We start from the raw sequence: 17,339 nt of genomic DNA, 5'->3' as shown, positions 1-17,339 counted from the left end.
TGGTTCACCGGCGGTGACACCGTGATCCACGCCGCTGGCTGCCCATCAGCAGCCGGCCGGCTGCTGGATCCGTTCCTTCGTCTTCTTCCGGACCTATTTCGGGGAGTCGCAGCCGTGATCAGCGAGCCAAGCAGGCACTGCACGGTGGAGCTCCAGGCCCTGCCGTCGCGGATCGGACAGGTCCGCAGAATCATCTCGGCGCAGTTGCGCTACTGGCATCTCGATCCTTTGATCGACCAGGCGGCGCTCGGCGTCACAGAACTGCTGACCAATGTCCACCGGCATGCCCAGCCGGACAAATCATGCACCGTCGAGATCGAGTTGCTGCTCGAACGGCTGACGGTGTCCGTCCATGACCACGACCCACGGCTGCCGACCGTGCGCGAACCCAGCGCGTCCAGTACATCGGGACGCGGGCTCGCACTGATCGCCGCGGTCAGCGAGAGCTGGGGGGTCCGGCCGAGGGGCGGGGCCGGGAAGATCGTCTGGTTCACCCTTTCGGCGCCTCCCTGGTGCGCCCCGTTCCCACCGCATTCGGTGTACGGGGCCACCACCGACGGACCGTTCGAGCTGGCCGCCCTCACCTATCTGGAGAGCGCCGCGCCTTCCGTCGCGCGGTCGGCGGTGGTCGGCTGAAGCGCCGGTGCCGGTGCCGGCGGTGACCCCGGCAGACGGTGGAGGGGCGAGGCGCCGGACGGCGTCCCGCCTCTCCACCGTGCGCTACTCGGCGGCGATCGCGCGGAGCACGTTCAGCCGCGCCGCCCGGCGGGCCGGGCGGCGGCCCGCCAGCGCTCCGGCGGCGATCCCCACGAGGGCGACCACCAGGAGCCGCAGCGGCGGCAGGTCGAAGGCGACGGCGGTGTCGCCCGCGGACGCCTCGACCAGCACCCAGCCGAGGAAGCCGCCGAGCAGCAGGCCGCCCGCCGTGCCGAACGCGGCCACCAGGACGGATTCCCAGCGGACCATCGAGCGCAACTGGCTCCTGGTCTGTCCCACCGCTCGCAACAGGCCCATCTCCCTGGTGCGTTCGTGGAGGGCGAGGGTGAGCGTGTTGGCGATGCCCAGCAGGGCGATCAGTACGGCGAGTGCCAGCAGGGCGTAGACCAGGGTGAGCATCATGTCGATGCCGCCCGCCGAGGACCGCGCGTACTCGCTGCGGGTCTGCACGTCGGGGTTGCCGTACACCGCCGCGGTCTTCGCGACCGCCGCCTTGCCGTCGGCGACGGACACGCCGGGCCTGAAGGAGACGGCGATCAGCGAGTCGGAGTCCTGGGCGCGGTGCGGGGCCCAGGCCTGACGGGTGATGACGTAGTCGCCTGCCAGTTCCGACCGCTCGTAGACGGCGCGGACGGTGAAGGCGCGCCGTGTGCCGTCGGTGAAGGCGAGCCGGGCGGAGGAGCCGGGGTGCAGACCGCGCTTCGCGGCCTCGGTGCCGGAGACGGCGATCCCGTTCGTGCCCAGCCCCGTCAGCGAGCCGTCGACCCGGCCGAGGTCGAAGACCCTGCCGAGCGCGGCCGGGTCGGTGACGGTCAGGGCGCGGCCCGCACCGTCGACCTCCGCGACCCCCTTGCCGAGGCCAACGGCCGTCGCCACCTGCGGCAGCCGGTCGACGGCCGGGGCGAGCCGGGGGCTGAGGCCGCTGCCGCCCGCCCCGAAGGCGGGCGCGCTGATGGCGACATCGCCCGCGAAGGAGCGGTCGACGGTCTGGTTCATGGTCGCCTTCAGCGATGCGCCGAAGACGGTGAAGAGGGAGACCACCGCGACGCCGATCATCAGCGCGGTAGCGGTGGACGCCGTCCGCCGGGGGCTGCGGAGGGCATTGCGCCTGGCCAGTCGGCCGCTGACACCGCGCAGCCGGTCGAGCGGGGCGCCGAGGGCGCGTACCGCGTACGTGGTGGCGACCGGCCCGAGGACCACGAACGCGGCGAGTGCCAGCACCGCGCCGACGGCGGAGAGCCAGACGGACGGGGCGGCCAGGGCGCCGGTCAGGATGATGCCGACGGAGGCAACCAGCAGCACGAGCCCGGCGAGGGCCCGCGTCCGGGACGCCCCCGAGTCGTCGACGCCGCTCTCGCGCAGGGCGGCGAGCGGAGCGGTGCGTCCGGCCCGGACGGCGGGCAGGACGGCGGAGCCGAGACAGACGAGGACCCCCACGGCAAGCGGCAGCAGCAGCGAGACGGCGCCGATCACCAGCGAGCCCTCGGGGAACGGGAATCCGACGGCAGGGAAGAGCGCCTGGAGTCCGGCGGCGATGCCGATGCCTCCGGCCAGACCCGCGGCGGAGGCGATCACGGCGACCGCGGTCGCCTCGACGAGGGTCGAGGCGACGACCTGACGGCGTGCGGCGCCGAGGGCGCGGAGCAGGGCGTTCTCGCGGGTCCGCTGGGCGACGACGATCGCGAAGGTGTTGTGGATGGAGAAGGTGGCGACGAGCAGCACGATCCCGGAGAACACCAGCAGCAAGGTGGTGAACAGGCCGAGGAAGGCACCGGAGATCATGTCCCGGTTCTCGGCTGCCGCGGCCTGTCCGGTGACGGCCTCGACGCCCTTGGGCAGTACGGGCCGCAGCGCGTCGACGAGTTCCCGCTGGCTGGTGCCGGACCCGGCGCGGACCTGGATGGCCGATGCCTCGCCGGGCTTCGGCGTGAGGTACTTCTCGGCGTCGGCCTGTGTCATGGCCGTGTAGGTGACCTGTCCCATGCCGTCCTGGCCGCCGAAGGTGGCCAGCCCGACGATCGTGACGTGTACGGGGTCGGGGGTGCGCAGCACGGTCGTGTCGCCGATCCTGAGCCCGCCCCGGTCGGCGGTGCCGCGGTTGACGACGACCTCACCGGGTGCGGCCGGGGCGCGGCCGGCGGCGAGCCGGTACGGGTTGAGTTCCGGGTCGGCGATCCAGTTGCCGGCGAGGGTGGGCGGGCCCTGACCGCCGATGAGTGTGCCGTCGGCGCCGATGAGCTGGCCAGCGCCCTGGATGTCGGGGGCCGCGGCGGCGACGCCGGGCGTCCGCTCGATCCGCTTCACGAGTGCGGTGCTCACCGGCTGCCGGGTGCCCTGGGTCTCACCGGCGACGGTGACCACGTCGGAGCCGCGCACGACGGCGTCGGTTCCGGCGTTGGCGTCGGCGAACATGGTGTCGAAGCTCGCGCGGAGCGTGTCGCCCATGACGAGCGTCCCGGTGAGGAACGCGACGCCGAGCAGCACGGCGACGAACGTACCGGCGAAGCGGCGCTTGTGGGCGCGGAGCGAGGCGATGCTCAGGCGTACGGAGGCCGGGGTGCCGTTCATTCCGTCACCGCCTGCGCGAGGGGTGGGGGGCGAAGGACTTGAAGCGGTCGAGCACGCGCTCCGCCGTGGGGTCGGGCATTCGGTCCACGAGCCGGCCGTCGGCGAGGAAGACGACCTCGTCCGCGTGGGCGGCGGCAACCGGGTCATGCGTGACCATGACGACGGTACGGGCGGTCTGCCGGACGGTGCGGCCGAGCAGCCGGAGCACCTCCTGGCCGGAGCGGGAGTCGAGGTTGCCGGTCGGTTCGTCGGCGAAGACGACATCGGGGCTGCCCGCGAAGGCCCGCGCCACCGCCACCCGCTGCTGCTGTCCGCCGGACAGTTCGCCGGGCCGGTGGTGCAGCCGGTCCCGGAGCCCGACGGTGTCGACGAGGGCGTCGAGCCATTCCGGGTCGGGCCGCTCCCCCGCGAGGTCGAGGGGAAGGGTGATGTTCTCGGCGACGGTGAGCGTCGGCAGGAGGTTGAAGGACTGGAAGACGAAGCCGATCCGCCGTCGGCGCAGCAGGGTGAGCCTGCGGTCGTCGAGCCCGCTGATGTCGGTGTCGCCGATGAAGGCGGAGCCCGAGGTGAGCGTGTCGAGTCCGGCGGCGCAGTGCATCAGGGTGGATTTGCCGGAGCCGGAGGGCCCCATGATCGCGGTGAAGCGTCCGGCCGGGAAGTCGACGCTCACCCCGTCCAGGGCCCTGACCCGGGTGTCGCCCGCGCCGTAGAGCTTCACGGCGTCGACGACCCGGGCGGCGCAGGCGGGAGCGGGCGTGGGGGTGGGTCCGGAGATGGGGACGGTGGTGGTCATGCCACGCCTCCCTTGCTGCCGCGGCCGAACTGTTCGTCCAGGACGGAGAGCCGGCGCCAGTACTCGTCCTCGTCGATCTCCCCGGCCGCGAAACGCCGGCCGAGCAACGTGATCGGTGACGGTTCGGCGGGTGCCTCCTGGGTGGGACGCGCCTGCCAGGGGCCTCGCCGGCCGCGCCACACGGTACGGCGCAGCAGGGTGACGCCGCCGATGACGACGGCGGCCCAGAAGAGCGGGAAGAGGAGGATCCAGGGGCCGGGGCCACCGCTGTACGCCAGGGTGTTCATCTCGGTCAGCTCCCTCGGTTCGGGGTTCGCGTTCAGGTTTTCCTGACGCTCCAGAGCCTCGCCCGGAGAGGGGGTCCGAGTCGTCGTACGGCCAGCGGCCGTGCGCATACCCCCTCGGGAGTACGTGGCGCTCCCCCGGCTGCTCCCGCAGGCGCCCGGGGTGTACCACCACGTCGCGGGTCGGCCCGATCCCGCGCTCGCGGCCATCCGCCGTACGGCCTCGCAGATGCGTGAGGCGGCCGACCGGCTGCTCGACGGCCCGGGAACGGCGTACGCGCGGATCTCCGTGTACCTCCTGCACGGGCGCGACGTGATGCGCGGCTGCCCGGTCGGCCGGTCGGTCGGCTCACGATGGACCCGGACGCCGTTGCCAGTGACGGGCTGCGCGCACCGGTCGACGAGACACCCGACCGGCTGCGCGGCCGGCTCGCCGAGATCGTTCAGGAGGGCCTGGACCAGGGCGAGTTCACCCGTCCGAGTGTCGCCGAGGAGGTGGCGGGGACGATCGTCGCGACGACAGGGGCCGACTGTCGACCTCACGAGGAGAACCGGCCCCCGCCGCCCATCGCGTGCCAGGGGTGACGCCCTTGTACACGCCCAGGGGTGACGCCCTGTACACGCGGGTCCGGGCGGCCCAGAACGCGAAAGAGCCCCGCCGCGGATGCGACGAGGGCTCGCGGTGGTACTCAGGCATGGTTCCTACCGGCCATGGTCATGTCTGGATTCACTGACCGCCGCTGGTTCCGACATGGAACCTCGTCAGCGCGAACACGATCATGAGGTCGAGTGCCATCATGGGGATGGCCCACGCCGGGTAGTACGGAACGAACATGAACTGGGTGATCAGGCTGATCCCTGCGACTGCTGCGCCGGCCCCGCGGCCCCAGCTCTTGTTTGTCAGGACTCCCAGGCCGGCGACAACGAGCGCCACTCCGACCACGAGGTGAATCACGCCCCACGAGGTCAGGCCGAACCGGTAGGCGTAGTGGGACGAGGCGGCGAACAGGGTGTCCTCTGCGATGCCGGAGGCGCCCATCAGAATGCTGAGTGGCCCGCTGAGCATCAGCGCAGCCCCGGCGAACAGGGACGCGCCGTTGACCTTTTCGCTGTCGGGCCCCCCGTGCCTCGGCCGTGTCCTGTCCGGCATCGCTGTCATGGCCGTCGCCTTCCTGTACAGCGCGGTCACCGACGCACACTGCCCGTGCGAAGCCGGCCACGCTCCTCTGCCAGGATCACCGCAATCCTTCGGCGCCGCGACTGCAGAACCCGCCGCGGGGAGACAGCGGACGCCTGCCACACTGCTGCCCCCGTGCCTGAGCCCCGGAAAGTCCACAACCTCGACCGCGAGCGTGGCATCGCCCACCGCATCGCGCGCAAGGGGATCGAATCGAGTCCGTACGTCGACTGGGCCGCCTCCGCCGGACCTTCGAGCGCACCATGTCCTGGCTCGCCGACCTCTTCGTCGACGAGCCGACCGAGGGAACCGGCTCGACGGGCATACGCGCAGGCCCGATCAAGGTCCCCGGACATCGGCGTGCAGCGCGCGGCGGCACGGACGGCTTCGGACCCGTACGACGCCGAGTGCCGGGGCACGTACGTCCGCTCGGAGCCCCGTCAGGCCAACGCGGCCAGCGGATCGTCCAGTACCGGCTGCCAGGCCAACTCCGCTGCGCCGACCAGGCTGTTGTGGTCGAGCGTGCACGGCAGGATCGGCACACTGCCGCTCCGCCCCCACAGGCTGCGGTCGGCGACCACCGCGCGCAGCCGCTCCGGGTCCGCGTCGAGCAGGGCGCGGTGCAGTCCGCCGAGGATGATGCGGTCCGGGTTGAGGATGTTGACCAGACCGGCGAGCCCGAGACCGAGCCGGTCGATCAGCTCCTCGGCCGCACCCCGTACCGCCGTGTCCTCGTACTCCGTGCGCAGCAGATCGCCGGCCTGCTTGAGCAGCGACTCCTCCGGGCCGGGTTCGCGTCGGGCGGCGACGAGGAAGGCCAGCGGGTCGGTCTCGACGTCCAGGCAGCCGCGCCCGCCGCAGTGGCAGGGGCGCCCCTCGGGGTTCACGGTGAGATGGCCCACCTCCAGCGCGAGTCCCGAACTCCCGGTGTGCAGGCGGCCGTCGAGGACCAGGGCGCCGCCCACTCCCCGGTGGCCGGTGGCCACACAGAGCAGGTGTTGGGCGCCGCGGCCCGCGCCGTGCCGGTGCTCGGCGAGCGCGGCGAGGTTGACGTCGTTCCCGGTGAACGCGGGTCCGGGGATGCCCGCTTCGCGTACGCAGTCGGCGAAAATCTCGCTCACCGGGGCGCCGGCCGGCCAGGCGATGTGCAGCGGGTTGAGCGCGGTGCCCTCCGGTTCGGCGACCGCCGACGGCACCGCGAGGCCCGCGCCGACGCAGCGCAGTCCGCTGTCCCGCAGCAACCGGGCACAGTCGTCGACCACTTCACCGATGACCTGCGCCGGATCCGCCGTGACGGTGACACAGCCGGGAGCGGTGGCCACGAGCCGCCCGCCCAACCCGACGAGCGCGGCCCGGAATCCGTCGGCGTGCACCTGAGCGGCGATGGCGACAGGTCCGGACTCCCGGACCGAGAGCCGGTGCGAGGGGCGGCCCTGCGAGCCGGCGGCGGAACCGGGCCGGGAGTCGACCCGGATCAGGCCGAGTGCCTCCAGTTCCGCGGCGACCGCACCGGCCGTCGCGCGGGTGACGCCGAGCTCGGAGGTGAGGACGGCGCGGGTGGGCGCGCGTCCGGTGTGGACCAGTTCCAGCGCGGGTCCGAGCGCGCTGCGGCCCCTCTCCAACTTTGTCCGGGTGGTGGACACCTTGCCGTTCATGGGGGCGAGTCTCCCATGGTCCGCAGGTGCGTCCGACGCCCCGGTGGCGCGGCCGCGCCCCTGGCGACCGTCTTGCGCGCGCTGTCGCGGCGCCCCTATGCTGAGTTTGTGCCGCAACTAAACAAACTGCGGACGGCCCTACCGGGGGGACCTGGCGGAAACACCGCCGCACCTCCGTCGGCCCGCCTCCGTACCGCCCTGACCGTGTTCTTCGCCCTCGACGGTTTCCTCTTCGCCGGCTGGGTGGTCCGTATCCCGGCCATCAAGCACCAGACCGGCGCCTCGGCCGCCACCCTGGGCCTGGCCCTGCTCGGAGTCTCGGCCGGGGCCGTGGTGACCATGATGTTCACCGGCCGGCTGTGCCGGCGCTTCGGCAGTCACCTGGTGACCGTGGTCTGCGGCGCCCTGTTCTCCCTCGCCATCGCCCTGCCCGCGCAGACGCGTTCGGCGCTCGCGCTCGGCCTGGTACTGCTGGTCTTCGGTGCCGCGTACGGCGGGCTGAACGTGGCGATGAACAGCGCTGCGGTCGATCTGGTCGCCGCGCTGAGGCGTCCCGTGATGCCCGGCTTCCATGCCGCGTTCAGCCTCGGCGGAATGGTCGGCGCCGGACTCGGCGGGCTGGTCGCGGGCGGCCTCTCCCCCGCCACCCACCTCTTCGTCCTCACCGGGGTCGGACTCCTGGTCACCGCGGCGGTGGGGCCGGTGCTGCTGCGCCACCCGGCGCCCCGGCCCGCGGTCGGGACCAACGGCTCCGAGGCGCCGCGGCGACTGAACGGCAGGGCCCGCCGGCTGGTGCTCCTGTTCGGCGTGATCGCGCTCTGCACCGCCTACGGCGAAGGCGCGCTGGCCGACTGGGGCGCCCTCCACCTGGAACAGGACCTGCACGCCCACCCGGGCGTCGCCGCCGCCGGCTACTCCTTGTTCGCACTGGCCATGACGGCGGGCCGGCTCAGCGGCACGGCACTGCTCGAACGGCTCGGCCAGACCCGCACCCTCGTCATGGGTGGTGCGACAGCGGCAGCCGGGATGCTGCTCGGCTCGCTCGCTCCCACCACGTGGGCGGCCCTCCTCGGCTTCGCGGTCACCGGCCTCGGCCTGGCCAATATCTTTCCGGTCGCGGTCGGCCGGGCCGGTGAGCTGGCCGGACCCGGCGGAGTGGCCGCCGCGTCGACGCTCGGCTACGGCGGCATGCTGCTCGGGCCGCCCGCGATCGGCTTCCTGACCGACTGGTCCTCGCTCCCGCTGGCCCTCACCACGGTGGCGCTGCTGGCCATCGCCGCCGCGGCACTGGGGTACGGAGCACGCAACGCGACCCACGCGTGAGCGGCCGAACTCACCGCGCCGGGAAGCCCGTACCACTGGCACAATCGAAGCCATGGAGATCACGGACCACATCAAGTCCCTGGCCACCGAGGGACAGTTGCTGGCGACCGCCGCGCAGGAGGCGGGGACCGGGGCGCAGGTGCCGACGTGTCCGGACTGGCGGGTGCGCGATCTGCTGCGGCACACCGGGATGGTGCACCGCTGGGCGACCACGTTCGTGGTCGAGGGCCACACCTCGTACCACCCCGACGGTGGGGAACCGGATCTGGACGGGCCGGAACTGCTCGACTGGTTCCGCGAGGGCCACGGCCTCCTGGTGGACGCACTGGACGCCGCACCGGCCGGGCTGGAGTGCTGGTCCTTCCTGCCCGCGCCGTCGCCCCTGGCCTTCTGGGCCCGGCGACAGGCGCACGAGACCACGATCCACCGGGTGGACGCGGAGTCGGCCCGCGGCGGTCCGCTGTCAACGGTCCCGGCCGCTCACGCGGTGGACGGGATCGACGAGCTGCTGCGCGGAATGCACGCCCGCCCGAAGAGCCGCGTACGCACCCCGGCGCCGCGCTCCCTCCGGGTACGTGCCACGGACACCGGCGCCGTCTGGACCGTACGGCTCTCGCCGGAACCGCCGCAGGCCGTACGGGCGGACGGGGCTCCCGAAGAGGGGTCCGTCGACTGCGAGTTGAGCGGGTCGGCCGAGAAGCTCTACCTGACGCTCTGGAACCGGCTGCCGCTCACGGCGGTCACCGTGACCGGCGACCCGGAGCCCGCCCGGACCTGGTGCGAGAGATCCGGGATCACCTGGTCCTGACGACCGGCCGGGGCGAGCCGGTACCCGACGCCCGGTCCCCCGGCCCGCTCCGACGCCGCGGTCAGCCCCCCGGCCCGTTCAGCATCCGGGCGAGCACCGACCTCTGCAACGGCTTCACCTCGGCATGGCGCGCCCGCCCCTTCGCCGTCAGCTCCACCCGGACGCCGCGCCGGTCCTCGCTGCACATCCCCCGGCGCACGAGGTCGTCCTTCTCCAGCCGCGCGACCAGACGGGACAACGCGCTCTGGCTGAGATGGACCCGGGAAGCCAGCTCCTGCACGCGATAGGCGGAGCCGCCGTCCTCGGGCGCGCCCTCCGCCAGGACGTCGAGCACCTCGAAATCGCTGGCGCCGAGGCCGTGTCGGTGCAGCTCGCGGTCGAGCTCACAGAGCGTCCTGGCGTGCAGCGCGAGAATGTCCCGCCACTCGTCGACGAGCATCCGCTCGGACTTGTCCGCTGCCATAACCGCACGTTAGCAGAGATGAGGCCGATTGTTGCATCGGAATTAAATGCACTTGCATTCAATGCATGTGCATGTACCGTGCTCCTCATGACCACTCCGCTCAACGTCCCCGATTCCCACGAGCGTTGGAGCCCGCGCCTGTGGGGCACTCTCCTCGTGCTCTGCGCCGCGATGTTCCTGGACGCCCTCGACGTCTCCATGGTCGGCGTCGCTCTGCCCTCCATCGCCGACGATCTCGGACTGACCACGTCGACCCTCCAGTGGATCGTCAGCGGCTACATACTCGGCTACGGCGGACTGCTGCTTCTCGGCGGCCGGGCGGCCGATCTGCTGGGCAGGCGCCAGGTCTTCCTCGTCGCGCTCGGTGTCTTCGCCCTCGCCTCGTTGCTCGGCGGATTCGTGGACTCCGGACCGCTGCTGATCGCCAGTCGTTTCATCAAGGGCCTGAGCGCCGCCTTCACCGCACCGGCCGGGCTCTCGATCATCACCACCACGTTCAAGGAGGGCCCGCAGCGCAATCGCGCCCTCTCCATCTACACCACCTGCGCGGCCACCGGCTTCTCCATGGGCCTGGTCCTCTCGGGCCTGCTCACCCAACTGTCCTGGCGGTGGACGATGCTGCTGCCCGCCCCGATCGCCCTGATCGCCCTGATCGCGGGCCTCAAGCTGATCCCGCACAGCGAGCGCGAGGACACCCACCGCGGCTACGACCTGCCGGGCGCCGTCACCGGCACGGCCGCCATGCTGCTGCTGGTGTTCACGGTCGTACAGGCACCAGAGGCCGGCTGGACCTCCGCCCGCACTCTGCTGTCGTTCCTCGCCGTCGCCGTACTGCTCACCGTCTTCGTCACGATCGAACGGCGCACCGCGAACCCGCTGATCCGCCTGGCGGTGCTGCGCTCCGGGAGCCAGGTCAGGGCGCAGTTGGGCGCCGCGGCCTTCTTCGGCAGTTACGTGGGCTTCCAGTTCCTCGTCACCCAGTACATGCAGTCGCTGCTGGGCTGGTCCGCGCTGGAGACCGCGCTGGCCTTCCTGCCCGCGGGCGTGCTGGTCGCCCTGTCCTCGACGAAGATCGGTGATGTGGTGGACCGGTTCGGGACACCGCGTGTCATCGCGGCCGGCTTCACGTTCCTCGTCATCGGCTACGCGCTCTTCCTGCGGATCACCCTCACCCCGTCGTACGCCGTGGTGATCCTGCCGTCCATGCTGCTGCTCGGCGCGGCCTGCGCGCTGACCTTCCCCTCGCTCAACATCCAGGCGACCAACGGGGTCGACGACGACGAGCAGGGCATGGTCTCGGGCCTGCTGAACACCTCGATCCAGGTCGGCGGAGCGATCTTCCTGGCGGTGGTGACCGCGGTGATCACGGCGCACGGCAGCGGCGACGGATCACGTCAGGCGGTCCTGGACAGCTACCGGCCCGGCCTGGTCGTGGTGACCGCGGTGGCGTTCGCCGGACTGCTGGTCACGCTCACCGGCCTGCGGCGCCGCCGACCGGTTCAGCACACCGTGCTGGTCGCGTCGTCCGAGATGGACCGTGCGGCCGAGACCGGGGCGAGGGAGACGGCCGGCGCGCAGAAGGTGTCGGTGCGGGACTGACAACCGGGCGAGGGGGACAGGCGCGGTGTCGGGCCGGCGGGCAAGCATCTCGGCCGGACACCGCGCCTGTCCCCCTCGCCCGGCTCAGCCGAGCCAGCCCGGCCGCACCAGCCCCGACTCGTAGGCGAGCACGACGAGTTGGGCCCGGTCGCGGGCACCCAGCTTCACCATGGTGCGGCTGACATGGGTCTTGGCGGTGAGCGGGCTGACGACCAGCCGTCGGGCGATCTCCTCGTTGGAGAGCCCTATGCCGACGAGCGCCATCACCTCCCTTTCCCGTTCGGTGAGTCCACTCAGCCCCGTCGCCGTCGCGGGTTCCTTGGAACGGGCCGCGAACTCGGCGATCAGGCGACGGGTGACCCCGGGCGAGAGCAGGGCGTCGCCGCCCACCACGGCGCGTACGGCGCGCAGCAGTTCCTCCGGTTCGGTGTCCTTGACGAGAAAGCCGGAGGCTCCGGACCGGATCGCCTCGAAGACGTACTCGTCGAGTTCGAAGGTGGTGAGCATGACCACCTTGACATCGTTCAGGCGGGCATCCCCGGTGATGGCACGGGTCGCGGCGAGACCGTCGAGATGCGGCATCCGGATGTCCATCAGCACGACGTCGGGCCGCAGTCCGCCCACCATGCGCACGGCTTCCGCGCCGTCGGCGGCCTCCCCCGCCACCTCGATGTCGGGCTGGGCGTCCAACAGGGCCCGGAAGCCCGCCCGGACCAGGGACTGGTCGTCGGCGAGCAGTACGCGGATCACGGTGTCTCCTCCTCGTGCGCCGCCGTGCCGGACGGCAGCGGAAGTTCGGCCCGCACCCGGAAGCCGCCGTCGGCCCGGGGGCCCGCCTCGATCGTGCCACCCAGCCCGGCGGCCCGCTCCCGCATCCCCGCCAGCCCGTTGCCGCTGCCTCCGGCGTCGCCGCCGGTGGCGGGTCCTTCGTCATCGATACGGAGCCGGATGCGGCCGGGCCCGTAGACGACACGGACCTGCGCGGTACGCGATCCGGAGTGCCGGACCACGTTCGTCAGTGCCTCCTGCACGATGCGGAAGGCGGCGAGATCCGCGCCGGGCGGTACCGATGGCCGTTCGCCGTCGGTCTCGACGGTGACGGTCAGTCCGGTGCCGGCCGCCTGCTCGACGAGTTCGGGGAGCCGGTCGAGTCCGGGGGCCGGGGCCCGGGGGGCGTCTCCCGGGGTGCGCAGAGTGTCGAGGACCTGACGGACCTCGCCCAGCGCCTCCTTGCTGGCGGCCTTGATGGTGGTGAGGGCCGCACGCGCCTGCTCGGGGTCGGAGTCCAGCAGCGCGAGACCCACGCTCGACTGGACGTTGATGACGGAGATGCTGTGGGCCAGGACATCGTGGAGTTCGCGCGCCATCCGCAGCCGTTCCTCGTCGGCCCGGCGCTGCTCCGCGGCCTCCCGTTCCGCCCGTCGGTCCGCCCACTGCTCACGGCGTACGCGAACGAACTCGGCGGCGGCGACGATGGCCACCACCCAGGCGGCGATGCCCAGTTCCTGTCCCCAGGGGGCGGCGTGGTCGTCGGAGGGCGGCAGCCACCGGTAGAGCCAGTGCGCCACCAGGACGTGTCCCAGCCACACCATGCCCACGGCCGACCAGGCGGCCCGCCGGTGTCCGGAGACGACCGCGCTGAAGCAGCCGACGGCGACGGCCAGGAAGACCGGCCCGTACGGATAGCCGGCCACCAGATAGATCATCGCCGCGACCGAGCTGCCGAAGGCGGCCACCACGGGGTGGCGGTGGCGCAGCAGGAGCACGGCGACGGCCAGGAAGAGCAACAGTCGCGCGAAGAGGTCCAGCGGGGCCCGCTCGTCCATCTGCCCCCGGGCCGCGATGGTCGAACCGATCATGACGACGGCGCCGAGCAGAATCGTCGACGGCCACGGCAGCCGGGAGGCGGAGCGTCCCGGCTCCCCGGTCAGCCACCGCGGCGGCTCGCCGTGTGCCCAGGGAGGACCGCCGCCGCTTCCGTGTGAGCGCTGCTCTTCCATATCGGCCACGCTAGACCGCGGGCCCCGGCAAAGGCGTCAGCCGGGCGTGGTGATCAGCCGTACTCCGTGGGGAGTACGTCGTACGGGGCCGGGCCACGGGCGAAGGGGGCTGCCGGCTGCAGGAGGGCCGGACGTCGGTGGCGCCGGTCCCGGCCCGGGATTCCATGGTCCGATCTCAGATGCCGCGCTTCATGGCGCGGGTGGACAGGATCAGCCCGATGGTGGCGATCGACTTGGCGGCGATGAGCCCGTGGAGCACCGAGGTGTTGAGGAAGTCTCCGGTGGACAGGGCGCGGGCGGCGTCGACGACGTAGGTGATGGGGCTGATCGCGGCGACGGCGCCCAGCCGGCCCGGTCCGGCGTCGACGGGGAGGAGGATGCCCGAGAGCAGCGTGATCGGGAAGATCAGCATCTGGGTGACGGTCCAGAACAGGTTGCCGCTGGGGCTCTCGGACCGAGAGACGATCGCCTCCCGCCTGTCGGTGACCCATTCGAGCGTTGTTTGACGGCCGTGCCTTCGCCCTCGATGGCCGGACTGCTGTGACGGCTAGCGTGGATGCACCGCCCAGGTGCGGGTGTACCTCACGCGCCCCAGAACGACCGTTCGAGCGTTCTAGCGGTTTCCGACGGGCGAGCAATGGAAGGGCCTGACATGTCCAACCACTTCACCGGCCTCAGCCTTGGGCCACCACTCGGCGACCAGCGTCTCGATCTGTGCGACCTATACGCCTTCGGGGTACCCGGCGATCCGAGCAGAACCGTTCTCATCCTCAATGCCAATCCCAACGCAGATGCCATGCACGCCGACGCCGTATACCGCCTGAACATTGACAACGACGGCGATTACCTGACCGACGGCGCCTTCAGCTGGGTCTTCAGCCCGCCGGCATCCGACGGCTCGCAGACCTACAGCGTCTTCATGGCAACCGGTGCGGAGTCCCGCAGGCCCGAGGCGGTCGGCACCAAGATCGTTTCAGACGCCGCCGTCTCCTTCGGCCCCCAGGCCAACGTGGTCAGCAGCGGCGACTACAAGGTGGCCGCCGGTAGCCGCAGTGATGCCTTCTTCTTCGACTTCGACGGAATCAAGAATCTGTTCGACATCAGCGGCAACCGGAATTTCACCGCGCCGCATCTGGGCGGAAAGTCCCCGTGGACCGGCGTCGACTCCAACAGCACGGCCAACGTCTTCTCCATGGCCATCGAACTACCGACAGCGGAGCTGGCCCCCAAGCCCGAGCTGCACATCTGGGGCCGGTGCAGCGTCCTGCGCGACGGCGAACTCGTCCACGCGGACCGGGCCGGGCACCCGTCAATGAGCAGCTTCTTCAACACCGACGACACGAAGGAGGAGTACAACGCCAGCGAGCCGGTCAACGACCGGGCCAGGTGGACGGACCAGTTCGTCCACCTGTTGGGCCACACCGGCGGCTACTCGCGTGAGGAGGCGATCACCGCCCTCGACGAGCACGGCCTCCTGCCGGACGTGCTGCACTTCGACCCGTCCAAGCCTGCCGCGTACCCGAATGGCCGGACATTCACGGAAGACGTCATCGACATCCGCGTCGCGTTCCTCACCAAGAGCGAGGCGCCGCCCACCGGTCTGACGCCGCACACCGACACCCTGGACCGGTTCCCGTACCTCGGCAACCCGCACCCGGCAGCCACCTCCTGACGGATCCCGGCGGGACGCACCCGGGGCTCCGACGGCCGAGCCGGGACAGGCCGATCGATCAGTAAATCGGACTAGGGTCTGTTGCGAAGGTGCTGGTCACAGCCACTCATTGATGGCCGCGACCAGCATGGTGGCTTCGTAGCGGACGGCGAGTTTGTCGTATCGCGCGGCCACCGCCCGGTGGCGGTCGGTTGATGCCGCACTCCACGGCGTGGCGTTGTCGGTAGTCGTCTTTGACGAACTTCGGTGGTCACCCGCCGTGGGAGCCGCGCTTCTTGCGGTCGCGGACCTGGTCGGCCATCTCGGGGATGGTGCAGCCGATCCGGCGTCTGCGTAGGTTGGAGCGGTTGGCGCGGGAGCCGCAGGCTTTGTCGACGCGGACCCTGTCAGGTCTGGTGCGAGGCCGGCCCTGACTGGTGCGGGGGACCCGATTTTCTCGAGCACCAGTTGGAACTGCGGGCTGTCGTGCCGGTGCCCGGCTGCAATGATCAGAGACATGGGTGTTTGCCCCTGCTCGGTGGCGAGGTGAATCCTCGTGGTCAGCCCGCGGCGTGCTGATGAGCACGGCAGACGGTGGAGTCCACGCCGACATCCCGGGTGATCATGCCGTTCGCGTCGGCCTCGGTCTGGAGCTGTTCCAGGATCCGCTTCCGTGTCCCGTTGCGCCGCCATCGCCGGAACAGGTCGTACACCCGGTCCACGGGCCGTATCGCTCGGGCACGTCCCGCCAGGGCGTTCCGGCGCGGGTACGCCACCGTATGCCGCCGGTCAGCTGCCGCCGGGTCCATATCGGCGGCAGCCGCGACTTCTTCCCGCGCGGCAACGGGGGCTCCAGCCGCGACCACTGCGCATCCGTCAGGTCCCTACGCGCCACAGCACGTGAACATCTTGGATCAAGATCCACTTTCGCAACAGACCCTGGATCGCCGATCACGGCTCGGACCCTCACGTCAACCCCCGAAGGACTTCCAGCCCTTAGCCGTTTTTGCCAGCATTCCCGCCACCGAGCAGGCCGACCGTGCGGGCCAGTTCGGTGACGGCTTCCCGGAAGAAGATCTCCCTGGCCTCCACCACCCGGTTGAACTGGCCGAAGATCTCGAAGGAGATCAGCCCGAACAGCTGTGACCAGGCGGCGATCAACGGAGCTGCGACCTCCGGGGGAAGGTCGGGGGCCAACTCCGTGACCATCCGTCCGGCCTCGCCGCGCAGATCGTCGGCGAGCGGCGACAGCGCCAGGCCGTCCGTGCGGTAGGCGTCCGCGACCACGGCGATCAACACGAGGCCGACGCGGGAGGCGGGGCCGATCGTCGCCTGCGGTGCGGTGTAGCCGGGCACGGGAGAGCCGTAGATCAGGGCGTACTCATGGGGGTGGGCCAGCGCCCAGTCGCGCACGGCGCGGGTGACCGCGATCCAGCGGGCGAGATGGGTGGCGGCCTGGTCGCGGGCGGTCCGGTGGGCGGCCTCCGCGGTCTCGCCCACGGAGTCGTACGCGTCGACGATCAGGGCGGTGAGCAGCTCGTCGCGGCTGGGGAAGTAGCGGTAGAGGGCGGAGGACGCCATACCGAGCTCTCGTGCGACGGCGCGCAGCGACAGCTTCGCGGCACCCTCGGCCGCGAGCTGCTTCTTCGCCTCGTCCTTGATCGCGGCGGTGACCTCGATGCGGGCCCGTTCCCTGGCTCCTCGGACAGTGCTCATGGTCATCAGTCTGCCATGAAAACAGAGCGCCGACCAACAACGAGAGCGGTGCTCTTGATTTTGAGCACCACTCCCTGCACACTGATCTCAAGCGAGAGCACCGCTCTCAAAATCTTGGGGAGTCACCATGTCTCAGCCGTACTACCTTCAGGGCAACGCCATCAGCGTCCGGATGAACAGCATCGTCGGCCGGCTCGCCCGCCATGGCGTCAGCCTCTTCGGCTCGGCCGAGATGTCGGTGCGCGGCCGCAAGAGCGGGCAGATGCAGCGGGTGCCCGTGAACCCCCACACCCACGAGGGCGCGCAGTACCTCGTCTCCGCCCGAGGCCACTCCCAGTGGGTGCGCAACATGCGCGTCGCCGGCGGGGGCGACCTGCGGGTGGGCCGGAAGATCCGTACCTTCACGGCCGTGGAGATCGCGGACGACGAGCAGAAGGCACTGATCATCCGCACCTACCTGGAGCGGTGGGGCTGGGAGGTCAACGAGTACTTCAAGGGCATCACCGTGAAGTCCTCGGACGCCGAACTGCTGGCCGCCTGCCCGGACCACCCCGTCTTCCGGATCACCGAGGGGAGCTGACCGTG

16 protein-coding genes and 2 pseudogenes are annotated in these 17,339 nt (G+C 71.3%); 7 read left to right on the top strand and 11 right to left on the bottom strand.

Going from position 1 to position 17,339, the window contains the following annotated elements; translation table 11 throughout:
- The first annotated feature begins 114 nt into the window (after positions 1–114).
- Positions 115–636: an ATP-binding protein gene (locus tag OG611_RS23210; protein ID WP_266423333.1), complete on the top strand. Its 522-nt coding sequence runs from the start codon at positions 115–117 to the stop codon at positions 634–636.
- 84 nt (positions 637–720) lie between these two features.
- Here OG611_RS23210 and OG611_RS23205 read toward each other — a convergent pair whose 3' ends face one another.
- Genes OG611_RS23205 through OG611_RS23195 form a run of 3 tightly spaced genes read right to left on the bottom strand, consistent with a single transcriptional unit; the run spans position 721 to position 4,365 of the window.
- Entirely contained in the window at positions 721–3,285 is a 2,565-nt protein-coding gene (locus OG611_RS23205) for an ABC transporter permease (RefSeq protein WP_266423330.1), read from the bottom strand.
- A 4-nt stretch (positions 3,286–3,289) separates the two neighbouring features.
- Entirely contained in the window at positions 3,290–4,078 is a 789-nt protein-coding gene (locus OG611_RS23200; protein ID WP_266423327.1) for an ABC transporter ATP-binding protein, read from the bottom strand.
- Positions 4,075–4,365 carry an SHOCT domain-containing protein gene (locus OG611_RS23195; RefSeq protein WP_266426144.1) on the bottom strand — a complete coding sequence of 97 codons (291 nt, stop codon included), beginning with the start codon at positions 4,363–4,365 and terminating at the stop codon, positions 4,075–4,077. Before OG611_RS23195 ends, OG611_RS23200 begins: the two co-directional genes overlap by 4 nt.
- Positions 4,366–4,471: 106 nt before the next feature.
- On the opposite strand from OG611_RS23195, the pseudogene OG611_RS23190 reads away from it, so the two are divergent.
- Positions 4,472–4,881 (top strand): annotated as a pseudogene (locus tag OG611_RS23190) (TetR/AcrR family transcriptional regulator); the annotation flags it as partial.
- A 208-nt stretch (positions 4,882–5,089) separates the two neighbouring features.
- On the opposite strand, the gene OG611_RS23185 reads toward OG611_RS23190, so the two are convergent.
- Complete coding sequence (locus tag OG611_RS23185; protein ID WP_266423324.1) at positions 5,090–5,521, bottom strand: hypothetical protein; 432 nt, start codon at positions 5,519–5,521, stop codon at positions 5,090–5,092.
- A gap of 458 nt (positions 5,522–5,979) precedes the next feature.
- Positions 5,980–7,194, bottom strand: a complete 1,215-nt coding sequence (locus OG611_RS23180) for an ROK family protein (RefSeq protein WP_266423321.1) — start codon at positions 7,192–7,194, stop codon at positions 5,980–5,982.
- Between the two features lie 108 nt (positions 7,195–7,302).
- Between OG611_RS23180 and OG611_RS23175 the strand changes: the two genes are divergently transcribed.
- Both OG611_RS23175 and OG611_RS23170 read left to right on the top strand, forming a co-directional pair.
- Complete coding sequence (locus OG611_RS23175; protein ID WP_266423319.1) at positions 7,303–8,517, top strand: MFS transporter; 1,215 nt, start codon at positions 7,303–7,305, stop codon at positions 8,515–8,517.
- Between the two features lie 52 nt (positions 8,518–8,569).
- On the top strand, positions 8,570–9,325 hold the full coding sequence (locus OG611_RS23170; RefSeq protein ID WP_266423317.1) for a maleylpyruvate isomerase family mycothiol-dependent enzyme: 756 nt from the start codon (positions 8,570–8,572) through the stop codon (positions 9,323–9,325).
- A gap of 61 nt (positions 9,326–9,386) precedes the next feature.
- On the opposite strand, the gene OG611_RS23165 is transcribed toward OG611_RS23170, so the two are convergent.
- A complete protein-coding gene (locus OG611_RS23165; RefSeq protein ID WP_266423315.1) occupies positions 9,387–9,788 on the bottom strand; it encodes a MarR family winged helix-turn-helix transcriptional regulator in 402 nt (133 codons plus the stop codon).
- 87 nt (positions 9,789–9,875) lie between these two features.
- Between OG611_RS23165 and OG611_RS23160 the strand changes: the two genes are divergently transcribed.
- The gene (locus OG611_RS23160) at positions 9,876–11,387 is read left to right on the top strand and encodes an MFS transporter (protein ID WP_266423312.1); all 1,512 of its coding nucleotides are present in this window, start codon (positions 9,876–9,878) and stop codon (positions 11,385–11,387) included.
- Positions 11,388–11,471: 84 nt separating this feature from the next.
- Here OG611_RS23160 and OG611_RS23155 read toward each other — a convergent pair whose 3' ends face one another.
- The 3 genes from OG611_RS23155 to OG611_RS23145 all read right to left on the bottom strand — a co-directional run bounded on the left by OG611_RS23155 (position 11,472) and on the right by OG611_RS23145 (position 13,820).
- On the bottom strand, positions 11,472–12,137 hold the full coding sequence (locus OG611_RS23155; protein WP_266423309.1) for a response regulator transcription factor: 666 nt from the start codon (positions 12,135–12,137) through the stop codon (positions 11,472–11,474).
- On the bottom strand, positions 12,134–13,387 hold the full coding sequence (locus OG611_RS23150; RefSeq protein ID WP_266423306.1) for a sensor histidine kinase: 1,254 nt from the start codon (positions 13,385–13,387) through the stop codon (positions 12,134–12,136). The genes OG611_RS23155 and OG611_RS23150 overlap by 4 nt, the downstream gene beginning before the upstream one ends.
- A gap of 175 nt (positions 13,388–13,562) precedes the next feature.
- On the bottom strand, positions 13,563–13,820 hold the full coding sequence (locus tag OG611_RS23145; RefSeq protein ID WP_323180268.1) for an ABC transporter permease: 258 nt from the start codon (positions 13,818–13,820) through the stop codon (positions 13,563–13,565).
- A 219-nt stretch (positions 13,821–14,039) separates the two neighbouring features.
- Between OG611_RS23145 and OG611_RS23140 the strand changes: the two genes are divergently transcribed.
- The gene (locus tag OG611_RS23140) at positions 14,040–15,059 is read left to right on the top strand and encodes a DUF4331 family protein (protein ID WP_266423301.1); all 1,020 of its coding nucleotides are present in this window, start codon (positions 14,040–14,042) and stop codon (positions 15,057–15,059) included.
- A gap of 96 nt (positions 15,060–15,155) precedes the next feature.
- On the opposite strand, the pseudogene OG611_RS23135 reads toward OG611_RS23140, so the two are convergent.
- Positions 15,156–15,858, bottom strand: a pseudogene (locus OG611_RS23135) (IS5 family transposase).
- A 176-nt stretch (positions 15,859–16,034) separates the two neighbouring features.
- Positions 16,035–16,754, bottom strand: a complete 720-nt coding sequence (locus OG611_RS23130; protein WP_266423298.1) for a TetR/AcrR family transcriptional regulator — start codon at positions 16,752–16,754, stop codon at positions 16,035–16,037.
- A gap of 127 nt (positions 16,755–16,881) precedes the next feature.
- Between OG611_RS23130 and OG611_RS23125 the strand changes: the two genes are divergently transcribed.
- Positions 16,882–17,334 carry a nitroreductase/quinone reductase family protein gene (locus tag OG611_RS23125; protein ID WP_266423296.1) on the top strand — a complete coding sequence of 151 codons (453 nt, stop codon included), beginning with the start codon at positions 16,882–16,884 and terminating at the stop codon, positions 17,332–17,334.
- Positions 17,335–17,339 lie beyond the last annotated feature (5 nt).

This window comes from Streptomyces sp. NBC_01363, assembly GCF_026340595.1.
In the GTDB taxonomy this organism is placed as follows: domain Bacteria; phylum Actinomycetota; class Actinomycetes; order Streptomycetales; family Streptomycetaceae; genus Streptomyces.
The sequence above is the reverse complement of the archived record's forward strand: the minus strand, read 5'-3'. Positions and strand labels throughout refer to the sequence as shown.

What these genes read in the sequence shown, in the direction of transcription:
- OG611_RS23205 (WP_266423330.1), bottom strand. Translation starts at nt 3,285, where the DNA reads ATGAACGGCACCCCGGCCTCCGTACGCCTGAGCATCGCCTCGCTCCGC.
- OG611_RS23200 (WP_266423327.1), bottom strand. Translation starts at nt 4,078, where the DNA reads ATGACCACCACCGTCCCCATCTCCGGACCCACCCCCACGCCCGCTCCC.
- OG611_RS23195 (WP_266426144.1), bottom strand. Translation starts at nt 4,365, where the DNA reads ATGAACACCCTGGCGTACAGCGGTGGCCCCGGCCCCTGGATCCTCCTC.
- OG611_RS23185 (WP_266423324.1), bottom strand. Translation starts at nt 5,521, where the DNA reads ATGACAGCGATGCCGGACAGGACACGGCCGAGGCACGGGGGGCCCGAC.
- OG611_RS23180 (WP_266423321.1), bottom strand. Translation starts at nt 7,194, where the DNA reads ATGAACGGCAAGGTGTCCACCACCCGGACAAAGTTGGAGAGGGGCCGC.
- OG611_RS23170 (WP_266423317.1), top strand. Translation starts at nt 8,570, where the DNA reads ATGGAGATCACGGACCACATCAAGTCCCTGGCCACCGAGGGACAGTTG.
- OG611_RS23165 (WP_266423315.1), bottom strand. Translation starts at nt 9,788, where the DNA reads ATGGCAGCGGACAAGTCCGAGCGGATGCTCGTCGACGAGTGGCGGGAC.
- OG611_RS23160 (WP_266423312.1), top strand. Translation starts at nt 9,876, where the DNA reads ATGACCACTCCGCTCAACGTCCCCGATTCCCACGAGCGTTGGAGCCCG.
- OG611_RS23150 (WP_266423306.1), bottom strand. Translation starts at nt 13,387, where the DNA reads ATGGAAGAGCAGCGCTCACACGGAAGCGGCGGCGGTCCTCCCTGGGCA.
- OG611_RS23140 (WP_266423301.1), top strand. Translation starts at nt 14,040, where the DNA reads ATGTCCAACCACTTCACCGGCCTCAGCCTTGGGCCACCACTCGGCGAC.
- OG611_RS23130 (WP_266423298.1), bottom strand. Translation starts at nt 16,754, where the DNA reads ATGAGCACTGTCCGAGGAGCCAGGGAACGGGCCCGCATCGAGGTCACC.
- OG611_RS23125 (WP_266423296.1), top strand. Translation starts at nt 16,882, where the DNA reads ATGTCTCAGCCGTACTACCTTCAGGGCAACGCCATCAGCGTCCGGATG.